The sequence below is a fragment of the Cellvibrio sp. GW822-FHT04B05 genome (assembly GCF_058800985.1).
In genome coordinates this window covers 176,591-190,422 of sequence record NZ_JBXAMU010000005.1, presented here as the reverse complement: position 1 = coordinate 190,422, position 13,832 = coordinate 176,591, and the positions used below count along the sequence as shown (strand labels likewise).

Genomic DNA, 13,832 nt, shown 5'->3' with positions numbered 1-13,832 from the left:
CACATCTAATCAAAAGCTCATTCAGAGGAGAAAATAATGCTGATTCAGAACCATGAAGTCGATCTGCAGACCCCGACCGGAATTATGCGTTGTTACATATACCACCCCAAAGATACGGCTGAAACGGCCGGCAAAAAATTCCCCGCGATTATTCTCTACTCCGAAATTTTCCAACAAACTTCACCTATTCGCCGCAGCGCACAAATTATGGCGGGACATGGTTTTATTGTGATTGTGCCGGAAGTATTCCATGAGCTAAATCCTATCGGCACCGTTCTCGGTTACGACGATGCCGGCCGCGATAAAGGCAATGCCGATAAAGTCGCCAAAACACTTGAAGCGCACGATACCGATACTCTGGCAATGATTGATTATGCACAAACACTCACCTATTACTCCGGGAAAATCGGCGCAATGGGCTTTTGCCTGGGTGGTGGACTGGCATATCGTGCCGCAATAAATCCGGCTATTTCAGCCACCAGCTGCTTTTACGCAACCGATATTCACTCGGGCTTAACCCCGTCAAATCCAGGCAACGAAAGTTTGACCCGCACTGGCGAAATCAAAGGCGAATTACAGATGATCTGGGGCAAACAAGATCCGCATATTCCACCAGAAGGCCGCGCCAAGGTGTATGCAAATCTGGTTACCAAAGGCGTGAACTTTACCTGGCATGAAGTGAATGGAGTACATGCGTTTATGCGCGATGAAGGTGATCGCTACGATGCAGAATTGCAATTGTGGGGCTACCAAACTGCAATCGGAATGTTTAAGCGCGCGCTTTATTAATAGGCGTCAGTCGAACTATTGGTGCTACAGAAAGTCTGTCACTAACACGAAAGAATCAATCAGGAAATTGCAATGAAAAAATTGATAGTAGTGGGATTAGGAATTGCCTTAGCGTTCAGTGCGGCTTCTTGCTCCAATAACCCGGGTTCCAAAAAGAACACCAGCGGAACACTGATGCTCGGCTCCGGAATTGAGCTTGCCAGTATGGACACCTCCGTCAAACCGCAACAGGATTTTTTCCGCTATGTGAACGGCAAGTGGATCGACAATACACAAATTCCCGCTGACAAAGCGCGCTGGGGAAGTTTTGATGCGCTGAATGAAAACGCCGAAAAGCAAGTGCTGGCACTGATAAAAGAACTGGCGGCAACAACACAGATAAAGGCTTCTGATGAACAGAAAATTGCCGATCTTTTTCAATCTTTTCTTGACGAGCAGCGCGCCGAGGAAAAAGGCTTAACACCACTAACTTCCGAGCTGGCACGAATTGATAATATCAAAACCCATAAAGATCTGAGTGTTTTATGGGGTGACTGGCAGCGTTATATCGTCGCCTCTCCAATTGAGCTGTATGTAGGCCAGGACCAAAAGAAATCGGATCAATATATTACTGGCGCAAACCAAGCTGGCATCGGCTTGCCTGATCGCGATTACTATCTGAAAGACGATGCACGCTCGGTCGAGCTGTTAGCCAAATATCAAGCCTATATTTCCAAGCTATGGACACTTGCCGGTTTAGTAAATGCGGATAAGGTGGCAGCTGATATCATTGCGCTGGAGAAAAAAATTGCGCAAATACATTGGAGCCGCGTACAAAATCGTGATAGAAATGCGACCTACAATAAGTTGAATTTAAATGAACTGAATAAACTCGCGCCCGGTTTTGATTGGAAAGCCTTTTTAACGGCGGCAGATCTTGGTGGCATTACAGAGCTAGTTGTACGTCAGCCGACCTACTTCACCGCCTTTGCAAAACTGCAAGCTCAAACGCCCCTTACACAGTGGAAACAATATCTCAAGTTTCATCTCATCAATAGCAATGCATCTTATTTAAGCAGTGCCTTTGTCGATGCAAATTTTGATTTTTACGGTAAGACACTAAATGGCGTGCAAGAGCAACGGACCCGGGAAAAACGCGCTGCAACTGTGACTGATAGCAACCTTGGCTTTATCGTCGGCAAAAAATATGTAGAGCAGCATTTTAAACCTGAAGCCAAAGCGCGAATGGACAAGATGATCCAAAACTTGCGCGTTGCATTTGATCAGTCAATTGATGAATTAACATGGATGAGTCCTGCCACAAAACAACAAGCGAAAATAAAACTCGCGAAGTTCAACACTAAAATTGGCTATCCCGACAAATGGCAAGACTACAGCTGTGTCAATATCAATGCGGATGATTTAATCGGTAACCTGCGCAGCGCCAGCAACTGCGAATACCAGCGCGTTATCGGACAACTGGGTAAACCGGTTGATCGCACTGAGTGGGGCATGACACCGCAAACAGTAAATGCGTATTACAGCTCGACTATGAACGAAATTGTTTTTCCTGCCGCTATTTTGCAACCACCCTTCTTTAATGTAGACGCTGACGATGCGGTAAATTATGGCGCAATCGGCGCAGTTATTGGCCACGAATTCACCCATGGTTTCGACGATCAAGGTCGCCATTCTGACGGCGATGGCAATTTGCATGACTGGTGGACTGAGCAAGACTCAATTCAATTTAAATCTCGCGCGCAATTGATGGTCGATCAATACAATGCCTTTAAACCGATCGACGATTTACATTTACAGGGTGCATTAGGGCTGGGTGAAAATATTGCCGACCTCGGCGGCGTCACGCTCGCGCATAAAGCCTATACCAATTCCCTGTCAGGCAAATCAGGAAAAACTATCGATGGGTTTACAGCAGATCAACGCTTTTTTATGGGCTGGGCGCAGGTGTGGCGAATCAAATATCGCGATGAAGCCCTGCGGCGACAAGTTATCACTGGCCCACATTCACCTGGAATGTATCGCGTGCTGGGTCCCTTGTCGAATATGCCGGAGTTTTACCGGGCCTACGATGTAAAACCCGGCGATGGAATGTATCGCGATGAGAAGGTAAGAGTGAAAATCTGGTAGGTCGATTAATTGGCTTGAACCGGCTTGTGTGATTGAGCCGGTTCAGAGTTCCCTACCTGGCGTTAATCTTTCAAATACCAATCATCACGGTAGGTTTTCACCATATCGGGATAGAGTACCGTCATCACGGTAGCGATAAGGCCGTTCACAAATCCCTCCGGGAAGGTCATCAATACGAACACAATAAAATGTTCCAGAGTGGTGGTAAGTTGGACTTCACTGCCAGTGACTGCAAACAATAACAACGCGGCGAGGCCCAACCACAAACAACTTACCATCGCACCAAAAAAACCTACTCCCCAAAAGTAGGTGAACGGATTTTTAAATGTCCAGCGATCCACCAACCAAAGCACACACCATGCCCAGCCTACTGGCACAGCCACACTTAAACAAAAATCGACCGGAAACGTAGCGAGGTTGAATTGGGCTACAGCGACATCCCAATCCAGCGTGATGGCGTGAAGTGGTACCTGATAGATCTCTAATGCAACCAACGCCACAGCCCCGATAAGAATCGCAAGACTCCAACCAAATACCATTGTGGTTACGGTCATCAATAGTGGATGGATTGCCAAAGTATCGCGCACCGACACCTGCAATAACCATAAAAGCGCGAGTGAGAGAATCGTTGCGAACAAGGCATGCTGGCGGGATTGGTTGACCAAAACCTGCTTCCAGGGCGCATGGCGAAGAGCCAATAATAAAATAGGGGTACTGATGCAGACAGTTAGCCAAAACAGCAGTGGGTTTGGTGAGATAAGCAGATTCATAGCAGTAATTCCTGGGCGCCATTAATACAGGCGCCCAGGAAAATTAGACCTTGGCCTCGGTGAAGCCCTGATCCTGAAGTACAGCGCGAATTTTTTCCGCCGTTTGCTTCAATATTTCACCATCGGCATTTTTCGCAAAGTCAAAACTGAGATCAGCCATGGAGTCCATCGGCACCAAATGAATGTGTGTATGAGGTACTTCAAGACCAGCGATCATAAAACCAACACGGGTTGCGGGATAAGCCACTTTAAGGGCATTGGCGATTTTATGGCTAACCTGCATCAAGTGGGCAGCAAGATCCAGCGGCAAGTCGCTCCAATGGTCAATCTCTTCGCGTGGGATCACTAGCACATGGCCTTGGCGAATAGGCTGAATCGTCAGGATCGCAATAGCTTTATCATCCTTCCACACAAAATTACCGGGAATCTTTCCTTCCATAATCAAAGTAAACACGCTTGCCATCAGATTTTCCTCATCTCTTTTAAAACGTTAATCGGCTGGGAGAAGTTAATAATTGGGGGGATTAATAAACTGCAACGCCGCGCCGCAATAATTCGCGCGCGAGAATTTCATCGACCTGATGAATATTTTCATTGCTGAACTCGATGTAAGCAACCTTATGCTTTTTGTAGATCACATGTTTTTCCAGCTCACCACTTAATACTGCAGCGCGATTAGTCTCCTGCGTTAATTGGTCGGCCCAGCACTCAATACACAATTCTGCTTCCGGAACATAGAAATCGGCAACAACAGTATCCAAATCCCACAGCAGCCGGTAATCGCGTGCGTGCACTACACGCGCAAGATACAACCAATTGTTAATGCGCCGCTGCACTGCATTATTAACGGAATGGCCATCTAGCGCAGCCTGCCCGCTTAATCCTTCATCGCCGGAAATTTGTAACAAAGAATTAATAATGCCAGGCTCATCCAGAATGGTCTCTGGCCAAGTCACAAAAGGAATACCGGATTCTGCCTCTTGCTGCTGCCCACCCAGATTTTTTCCTTTCACGGTGAGCAACCAGCCGCGAATATGTTTTCTAATTAAACCTTTCTCTGCCAGCAGTAAATTTACCAATCGCGCAGGGATATCCCATTTATGTGCAAGATTGGTCGCACTTAATGGTGCCTCCGGTAGCAGCTTCAATAGATGATGGTGTTGGATGGATTCCGGCCAGGCGATGTATTCGCCAAATTTAGGATGATTCACATAAATACCACCTTCAAACTTACCTTTCTCAGTGAGCTGCCAATGATTGTCCACTTTCACAATCCAGCCGCCGGTGGTAAGCAGGATAAACAACTCTTTGCTTTCTTTATTAATCAGGCGCGCCAGCGCTGTAGTAGAGATATGTCGTTCGGCCATAGTAAGAGTCCTTATTAATGGTGCGAGTGTAAACCCAGCCATTCGCCACGAACAGTCTGTTTGATATCTGCTGCGCCCTTATGCAAATTTGCGCTCCAAATGGACGCGCCTTAGTACAAATTTTCAATCAAATTCAAATTTAACTGGCCTTAAAAGCCGCAACCCCCTATACTTCGCGCACTTTCAGTGACCCCTTCCTTGATCGTGAATGTCTTGCCGGGGTAATGCTGAACAGACTGGATGTCTGAGGGCTGCCCGACCATTTGTTATATGTTTAAACACTTGGTAGATATTGACGCTGATCGATTCTGTTTTTCAAATCTCTTCAGCCTGCCCCCTAGTATGCAATCGGTTATACGAATCGGAATTTGTGGATTGCATAAACGTCTGCTTTGCAGATGACGCGGGAACTCGTTGATTAAATCGCCTTTTACGACTGCACTTGTACACTGACTCTTTGAGTTATTTTCACACGCAGCCGAACCTTGTATGTAGTACATACGCTTAGCGATCAATCATCGCCCCCACTTTATTGTGTTTGCCCATTCACTGTTGCCTTATTTATTGGGCGATGCTTTTCGCAAACACCCATTACAAAACTAATAAGAATCAAACCGTAAAAAACCAGATGCGGCGTTTCGCTGTTATCTCGTCATTTTTTGCGTGCGATTTTTATGTTTAAACACAGGTTATTACATGTCTGAACCCATTATGTTTTCCGATTTAGCCCTTTCTGAACCCGTTATGCGCGCCATCCAAAAAGTTGGCTACGAGCAACCATCACCCATTCAAGCAGCTGCGATTCCAGTATTGCTTGCGGGTGGGGATATTCTCGGCATGGCACAGACCGGCACCGGTAAAACTGCGGCATTTGCTTTGCCTTTGTTGTCACGCATCGACACCAAACAAACAGATCCACAAATTTTGGTACTAGCACCTACGCGCGAACTTGCTATCCAGGTCGCCGAAGCTTTCCAAAAATACGCCAGTGAAATTCCTGGTTTCCATGTGCTGCCGATTTACGGCGGCCAGGAAATGACGACACAATTACGTCAATTAAAACGCGGTGCCCACGTTGTTGTCGGTACCCCTGGCCGCGTGATGGATCACTTGCGTCGAGGTAGCTTGAATCTTAACAACTTAAAGGCTTTGGTACTGGACGAAGCTGATGAAATGTTGCGTATGGGTTTTATCGATGACGTTGAATGGATTTTGGAACACACACCAAAAACCCGCCAGACCGCGTTGTTCTCAGCCACTATGCCGAAAGAAATTCGTCATGTATGCAACAACTATTTGAATAACGCAACTGAAATCAAAATCGCCAGTACCCAATCTACCGATGCCAATATCGAACAGGTTTACTGGATGGTTAGCGGCACCAATAAATTGGACGCGCTGACACGTATTCTGGAAGTCGAACCTTTCGACGGTATGATTATTTTCGTCCGCACCAAAACTGCCACCGTTGAACTCGCCGAAAAACTGGAAGCACGCGGTTACTCGGCTTCTGCGCTCAATGGCGATATGAACCAGCAGTTACGTGAACGCGCAATTGATCGTTTGAAAACCGGAAAGCTTGATATTGTTATTGCTACCGATGTTGCCGCGCGCGGTATTGACGTAGAGCGCGTAAGCCACGTTGTTAACTACGACATCCCTTACGATAGCGAAGCTTATGTTCACCGTATTGGCCGTACCGGTCGTGCTGGCCGCAGCGGTAAAGCCATTTTGTTTGTTGCACCACGCGAAAAGCGCTTGCTTTACACCATCGAAAAGGCAACTAAAAAACCTATCACCTTGATGGAATTGCCAAGCGGCGCAACCGTTACCAAACATCGTATCGACCAATTTACCCAACAAATTACCGATACCTTGCAAGAACAACCTGATCTGACTTTCTTTAATGATTTGCTGGCTGAATACAGCCACGCAAACGATGTATCGCCAGAACAAATTGCTTCTGCCCTCGCCTACCTGTTGCAACGCGAGCGTCCACTGCAAGTGAAATTCACCGATGTAAAACCCGAGCGTGAACGCAGCAGTCGCGATGAGCGTAGCTCACGTGATGATCGTGGCAGCCGTGATGGTGGCCGCGATCGCGGTCCACGCGAAGATCGTCCACGCCGTGAGCGCAACGACGAAAATATGGATCGCTACCGTATTGAAGTAGGTCGCAATCACGAAGCTCGTCCCGGTGATATCGTTGGCGCTATCGCTAATGAAGCAGGTATCGAGAGTCGTTTTATCGGCCACATCAAATTGCACGATGAATTTTCTACTGTCGATTTACCTACCGGTATTTCAAAGGACACTCTCGCCAAACTGAAAAAAGTACGCGTGCGCAACCGACCATTGGAAATTTCTCTGGATACAGGTCCTCGCGGTGGTGATGACTTGGGTCGCGGCAAACCTAAACGTGACTTTGGCCCACGCGAAGGTGGCGGTCGTGACTTTGGCAGCAGAGAGGGTGGCCGTGACAAACCACGCTTCGGTGAACGCGACGGCAAAAAAACCAGCTTCCGTCCGAAGAAAAGTGATTAATTAAACCAGTTTATTGTTAAGTAGACGGATGAATAGTTCGGCTACTTAAATGGTTTTGTAATCGTTTTATAAAATCGCCATAACACGGAAATGTTGATGGCGATTTTTTTATCTATCGTTTTCCTTAAACTCCAGCATCTGGTGAAGCGATCCCTCTACCCTCTCCATCATTTCCTCGCTTTCTGACTTCCCCACACAGGGTGTCATATACCAATTCCTCGGCCCTCCGGTACTTGTTGCACCGGGAGACTTTAGGCAACTGCCATTATCCAGCTCTACAACCATTGCCCCTGAAGGATCGGTATAGGTTTTTGGCCCACCGTCTTCCACCCGTGCAAGCCTGGGTTTATTTGCCTCAATCGTTAACTGTCTTCGCAAACCCGGATGAAATACATTTTTGGCGATAGCGGCTGAATTTCCCGAATCGTGTTGGGCGGGATGCACATCGGTAATTTGCTTCAGTTCTTGTGGAGTAAGAGGTTCAAGCGAGGATGAATATTCGACTCCTTCCGGAAGTGGTATTGAAAACAACAGCGCCTTATTAATTCTGTTGTGGTCGATAGATGGTGCAATAACTTGCGGAGGATCAATATGTTCGTCCACCGGAGAAGCCAGATTTATATATTGCAGCCGCGTACGGGGAGTTTCGACAGACGTTGAAGTAATATTATTAAATCCAAACCATAACACCAGTACATGGAGCGCCACTGAAAACAGCAAGGTTACCCATCGCAGCAGCGTCGGATGTTCCACAACAACGCGCCACAACCGGCAAACGCCAATTGTTGCGTTGAAGTAATGAGAGACTTCAGTTTCCTTTGGAGCAAGAGATGTAGCGAACATACCTGTATTGCCATTGTGAAAAGTTATTACTAGACACAAAGGCACATTGAAAGTTCTGATCGCTATTTTTTATTTTGTGCAGGTGAACTTTTTTCCCTACAACTTACTCATCAAACATCTGAATCATATAACCGTCTTTCAATGCTTCAGCCATTGCCTTATCGGCTGCAACAACTCTGGGGTCACCGGTCAGGTTACTCGGCACGAGTTTGCGATTTTCGATATCAATCTCGGTAAAACCGGCGCGCATTAAGTAGAGCTTGCACAAATGTTCGGCCCCAAATAAATCCTTAAAATTGATATAGACAATAAAGGGAACCATCTGACCTTCTTTAATATCGTCGAATGCGCGTTTGGCGCGGCCATTTGCAGAAAAAATATACATAGTTCTTTACCCTATTAATTGCTCAATCGTGGGTTCAATTTATTGCGCCCTGCTTCATTGCAAGATATTAAATAGTCATTACTACACGTAACGCATCCAACCGAATTTTGGCTTGCGACAAAAAGTGTTGGCTGGCAGTCAAGCGCTGCTGCAAATAATCAATTTCTTCCTGCCGCACATTAGGGTTAACGTCTTTCAGCGCCTTCATGCGTAACAACTCACCAGTCAATTGCTCGCCGACTTTTGCTTGCGCTTCTGCGATTAATTCTTCCTGTTTTGCCACGGTAATTTCTTCGGCTTTTTGTACCATAGTTGTCAAGGTTGGACGAGCGTGACGAACCAGATCCTGCGCATTGTTACGCGGCACTTTTTGAAGCAACTTGCTGAGCTGGTTGATGCCAAGCACCGCAGACAAATCCTTACCCTTATCATCCATCAGTACCCGCAATAACGACTGCGGCATATAACGAAATAATTGCAATTCAGCAGGTGCAGGACAGTGCAATACAAACAATGCTTCCAACAGTAAAGTACCAGGTTTCAAAGGTGGTAATTTCAATGTGCAGAAAGCCGTATTGCCAAACTCACTCAAGGAAATTAAATCCTGTGCACCACGCACCAAAGGATGTTCCCATGTCAGAAATTGCATATCTTCCCGCGATAAGGCTTGCTGGCGATCGTAAGTGACGGTCAATCCATCTTCGGGCAGGCCAGGAAATTGTTCGATGCGCATATGATCGCTCGGATGCAATACCAAACTTTTTTCGCTGTGCTTTTCAAAATCGATACCAAAACTGTCAAACACTTGCTCCATATAAATCGGCAGCACTGTGCTTGCATCATTGTCAGCCAAGGCATCAACCAGTGCTTCAGCTTGGGCAGGCTTGCAGGAATTGAGTTCCAGTAAACGATCGCGCCCCTGCTGTAATTGCGCAACCAATTCGGCAGAAAATACCCGCGTTTCCTCTAACAGTTGCACAAACGTTGAATCATCGCTATTCACCAATGCAGGCAAAAGTGCTTCGGCAAATTTCACATAGGCTGCTTGTCCGATTGCGCAGGTTTTTTCAAATGCATTTAAGCCCTGATGGTACCAATCCATTAATTTTTGCTGTGCAGTATCTTCATAATAAGGGATATGGATATTGACGGTCGCCGTTTGGCCGATACGATCAAGACGACCGATGCGCTGTTCCAACAAATCAGGATTAGTCGGTAAATCAAACAAAACCAAATCTTGTGCAAACTGGAAGTTGCGTCCTTCACTGCCGATTTCCGAACAGACAAGCACTTGGGCACCGTCTTCCGCTTCCGCAAAATAAGCGGCAGCACGGTCACGTTCAATCAGGTTTAAACCTTCATGGAAAACAGCAGTGGTCAAACCTTTCCGGAGACGCAAATACTCTTCGATGGATTGTGCCGAATCAGCATTGGCACAAATCACCAATACTTTTTTGCGTCGATGTTGACGCAGCCACTCGGCAAGCCAAACAACACGCGGATCTTGCAGCCACCAATCAGCATCGGTTTTCTGCTGCCAATATTGTTCAGCACATATTTGCGTTGTTAACGACTGTTCACGTAACGCAATAAGATCATCGTCAGCCAGCTCCAATGCGTGCGCCTGCAATTTCCGCTCTGGGAACCCGCTGACAGAGTTGCGTGTGTTGCGGAACAATACGCGTCCGGTACCGTGGCGATCCAACAAGTAGTGAATAGCAGTATCAATGGCATCGCCCAGACTTTGGGTCTCAGCTTGCGTCTGCAATTCTTTAACAGTTTCTGTTGGCAAATACGCGCTGAGCGATTTAATTAGTGTGGCAGGAATTTTCCCGCTATCTTCACTATGCTCTTGCAACAGCGCTTGCACTAATTCATTGAGCGGCTGATAGGCTTTTTGCTCAGCGATAAATCTTTCCAAATCATAATAGCGATCCGGATCAAGCAAGCGCAGACGGGCAAAGTGGCTTTCCAAACCTAACTGTTCAGGAGTTGCCGTCAGTAGTAATAAACCTTTGGATTTTTTCGCCAAGCCTTCAATGCAGGTATACGCCTTACTCGGCTTTTTCTCGCTCCATTGCAAATGGTGCGCCTCATCGACCAACAATAAATCCCACTCAGCCGCCACTGCTTGCTCATAGCGGTAATTATTTTTGGTGAGGAAATCCAACGAGCAAATAATTAATTGTGCAGTTTCAAATGGATTGCTGATGTCCGCTTGTTGCTCATCCTTTTCCTCAAAGTCGTCTTCAAACTCATCGACGTAATCAATTGATTCTTCAACGCTATCCAAGCCAACCAGTGCATTACAACGCGCCTCATCAAGCAGCGTAAACGCGAGGTTAAAGCGGCGCAGCATTTCTACCAGCCACTGATGCTGCAAACTTGCAGGCACCACGATCAATGCGCGTTGTACGCGGCCGCTCATTAATTGCTGATGCAATATCAAACCGGCTTCAATAGTTTTCCCCAGCCCTACCTCATCAGCTAATAACACGCGAGGCGCATGACGCTGTGACACTTCGCTCGCGATATAAAGTTGGTGCGGCAGCAATTGCACGCGCGGACCAGCCAAACCAAACATCGGGGAGTAGCGATGCAAATTCTGGTAATGCAGGGTTTGGTAGCGCAAAGTGAAATGGTTGTGCTTGTCGATCTGGCCGGCAAATAAACGATCACGCGGCGTGCTGAATTGTACGAAGCTATCGAGTTCGAACTCGGGAATTGAAACCTCTTCGTTTTCTTTAGTGAGGCCGACATACATCAAACAGCCCGCCTGCTCAACGATGCTGGTGATCTGGATTTTGGTTCCATCCTGATGACGAACCTTCTCGCCCACTTCATACCTGACACGGCTAACGGGCGCATTGTCCATCGCATAAGTACGGCGCTCACCCGCTGCGGGGAAACTCAAGGTAAGGCGGCGATTTGCCACATCCAATACAATTCCCAACCCCAAATCTGCTTCTGATTCGCTGATCCAGCGCTGACCGATCACAAAAGGCACTTTACTCACTACCGACTTCTCACTCACTCAAATACCTGCTTTGTCTAAATAAACCGAGCTTTGCTCGGGAAAAATCAAAATTGTCGAAAAGGCGCGCATGATACTGTTTTAAGGCCCACAAAACCAAAAAATTTGGCTGTTAGATTGCAGGCTTTTCTATAGAATCCATCCCATTAGTCACATAAATGGTAGCCTCCATGCACATCAATCCCCCCAATGCTGCAAGCACCCTTCGCCTCGAACAACTCGTCGGCAAGTCCGGTTTCCTGCGCCTCACCACTAGCAATGAGCAATATTCGGATGCCCCCGGCACCGGGCTACCTCTATTGGTGGTAGAAACCAGCTTATGCAGCGCCGTCATCTCTTTGCAGGGCGCCCATCTGCTCGAGTTCAAAACCAAGAGCGGCGACCCGCTGCTGTGGCTCAGCCCCAATTGTGATTTTACCCCCGGTACCGCACTGCGTGGCGGCGTGCCTCTCTGTCTGCCCTGGTTTGGTGTGAACCAGACCGATCCCGCAAAGCCAAAGCATGGTTTTGCCCGCAATAGTTTCTGGGAGTTGGGTAAAGCACAACTGTTAAGCGATGGCATAGCTGAGCTGGAGTTTTTATTTGTCAGCGATGCCAATCAATTGTTCCCTTTCGATTTTTCAGCCGAATTGCGCATGACATTAGGTAATAGCGCAAAGCTCGAACTCACCATCAACAATACCGACACCGATGATTTTGATTGCAGCTGGGCAATGCACAACTACCATCGCATCAGCTCATTAACCGACGTACGTGTAATCGGTTTGGCAGGAAAAAAATACCTGGATAATTTTGAAGGCTACTCCGAAAAGCAGCAACCCGGCGACGTGAACTTCCCCGGCCCTGTAGATCGCGTTTATCCGGCAATTGACAATAGTGTCACGATCAAAGGATCGCCCACGATTGAAATTACACATAGCAACTGTCCAAGTGTTGTTGTTTGGAATCCAGGCGCGGAAGCTGCGGCAAAAATTGCGGATATAGGCGAAGGACAAGAGCAGTTTTATATTTGTGTTGAGCGCGGCGCTGTGCTCGATGAAAAATGGCAGCTGCCTGCGGGTACCAGTAAAAGTGCGTGGATGGAGTTTAAGCAGGTTTAAATTTTGACAACAATAAAGAGGTCGCAGGGAGCAGCCTCTTCGACAACCAAGATTAGAACTGGTAGTTAATACTCAAAGAATACAAATCAAGATCATCATTTAACATGGTGTATTCGAGCTCTGAAAACAGGTTATTAGTAAACTTATAGCCTACACCTACACCACCCGAAAACCCTGATTCACTTTCAGAAACTTTTTCTGATATATCAAGTTCCAAATCATCAAAATTTTCATCGCCTCTTTTTGCACTAAATTTGAATGGGTCACTATTAGCAACATAGGCAGTCAAATCATAGGAATTTGCCCGCACTGTTAAAGTGCTCTTTTCTCGCAAATAACCGGCTTTCGCTTTTATGTACAGGGCTCCACTGGAGCGATACACACCATAAATTGCGGTGGTTTCAATAGTTGCATTCAAACCAAGCCCAATATCTGCTTCAATATAAGGAAACCAACTTTGCGCATCAGCCAAGGTGGCACCTGGATTACGTGAAACAATGTCACTCCACCATTCCTCACTAATATCTATCCCCTCTTCCAAATAGCTGGCAGATGCATCTTTAGTAGATTTTGAATACTGGCCTTCTATGGCAAAATTTTCATTAATTTTATAACCCAACTGGATAAAGCCATTGTTGGCATCACTAAAATTCACTTCTTCAATATCAGGCACTGTGACCTTGCCAAAACCAACACCAGCATAAAACGGGGACGAATCTTGCTGTGCAATAGCATTCATAGAGATAGCTGCTGCGATTAAAGACGAGACACATAACATTTTTTTCATATAGATCATTCCATTTTGACACACTAAAAATACTCACTAACTTATCATCAATGAGCAGAAACTACGCATAAAAAAGACCACTCTAT

The 13,832-nt window shown here is 46.6% G+C and carries 11 protein-coding genes; 4 read left to right on the top strand and 7 right to left on the bottom strand.

The features are described 5' to 3' along the window. The first annotated feature begins 36 nt into the window (after window positions 1–36). Both AC1RJL_RS16590 and AC1RJL_RS16585 read left to right on the top strand, forming a co-directional pair. Window positions 37–789, top strand: coding sequence for a dienelactone hydrolase family protein (locus AC1RJL_RS16590; protein WP_492916033.1), 753 nt, complete (start codon window positions 37–39; stop codon window positions 787–789). A gap of 72 nt (window positions 790–861) precedes the next feature. Next, window positions 862–2,916 carry a M13 family metallopeptidase gene (locus AC1RJL_RS16585; RefSeq protein ID WP_492916031.1) on the top strand — a complete coding sequence of 685 codons (2,055 nt, stop codon included), beginning with the start codon at window positions 862–864 and terminating at the stop codon, window positions 2,914–2,916. 62 nt (window positions 2,917–2,978) lie between these two features. On the opposite strand, the gene AC1RJL_RS16580 is transcribed toward AC1RJL_RS16585, so the two are convergent. The 3 genes from AC1RJL_RS16580 to AC1RJL_RS16570 form a co-directional block, all read right to left on the bottom strand. Next, window positions 2,979–3,686: a hypothetical protein gene (locus AC1RJL_RS16580; RefSeq protein ID WP_492916029.1), complete on the bottom strand. Its 708-nt coding sequence runs from the start codon at window positions 3,684–3,686 to the stop codon at window positions 2,979–2,981. Window positions 3,687–3,729: 43 nt separating this feature from the next. Further along, window positions 3,730–4,149 carry an HIT family protein gene (locus tag AC1RJL_RS16575; RefSeq protein ID WP_492916027.1) on the bottom strand — a complete coding sequence of 140 codons (420 nt, stop codon included), beginning with the start codon at window positions 4,147–4,149 and terminating at the stop codon, window positions 3,730–3,732. A 61-nt stretch (window positions 4,150–4,210) separates the two neighbouring features. Continuing rightward, window positions 4,211–5,053 carry a 4-alpha-glucanotransferase gene (locus AC1RJL_RS16570; protein ID WP_492916025.1) on the bottom strand — a complete coding sequence of 281 codons (843 nt, stop codon included), beginning with the start codon at window positions 5,051–5,053 and terminating at the stop codon, window positions 4,211–4,213. A 696-nt stretch (window positions 5,054–5,749) separates the two neighbouring features. On the opposite strand from AC1RJL_RS16570, the gene AC1RJL_RS16565 reads away from it, so the two are divergent. After that, a complete protein-coding gene (locus AC1RJL_RS16565; protein WP_492916023.1) occupies window positions 5,750–7,597 on the top strand; it encodes a DEAD/DEAH box helicase in 1,848 nt (615 codons plus the stop codon). A 108-nt stretch (window positions 7,598–7,705) separates the two neighbouring features. Here the strand turns inward: AC1RJL_RS16565 and AC1RJL_RS16560 are convergent, their stop codons facing one another. The 3 genes from AC1RJL_RS16560 to rapA all read right to left on the bottom strand — a co-directional run bounded on the left by AC1RJL_RS16560 (window position 7,706) and on the right by rapA (window position 11,859). Next, on the bottom strand, window positions 7,706–8,440 hold the full coding sequence (locus AC1RJL_RS16560; RefSeq protein ID WP_492916021.1) for a hypothetical protein: 735 nt from the start codon (window positions 8,438–8,440) through the stop codon (window positions 7,706–7,708). Between the two features lie 103 nt (window positions 8,441–8,543). Then, the gene (locus AC1RJL_RS16555; RefSeq protein ID WP_492916019.1) at window positions 8,544–8,825 is read right to left on the bottom strand and encodes a hypothetical protein; all 282 of its coding nucleotides are present in this window, start codon (window positions 8,823–8,825) and stop codon (window positions 8,544–8,546) included. A gap of 67 nt (window positions 8,826–8,892) precedes the next feature. Then, window positions 8,893–11,859, bottom strand: a complete 2,967-nt coding sequence (rapA, locus tag AC1RJL_RS16550; protein ID WP_492916017.1) for an RNA polymerase-associated protein RapA — start codon at window positions 11,857–11,859, stop codon at window positions 8,893–8,895. Window positions 11,860–12,029: 170 nt separating this feature from the next. Here rapA and AC1RJL_RS16545 point away from each other — a divergent pair, with 170 nt between their 5' ends. Beyond that, window positions 12,030–12,959 carry a D-hexose-6-phosphate mutarotase gene (locus AC1RJL_RS16545; protein ID WP_492916015.1) on the top strand — a complete coding sequence of 310 codons (930 nt, stop codon included), beginning with the start codon at window positions 12,030–12,032 and terminating at the stop codon, window positions 12,957–12,959. 52 nt (window positions 12,960–13,011) lie between these two features. Here AC1RJL_RS16545 and AC1RJL_RS16540 read toward each other — a convergent pair whose 3' ends face one another. Next, window positions 13,012–13,746 (bottom strand): outer membrane beta-barrel protein, encoded by a 735-nt coding sequence (locus AC1RJL_RS16540; protein ID WP_492916013.1) that lies wholly within the window; start codon window positions 13,744–13,746, stop codon window positions 13,012–13,014. Window positions 13,747–13,832: the final 86 nt, after the last annotated feature.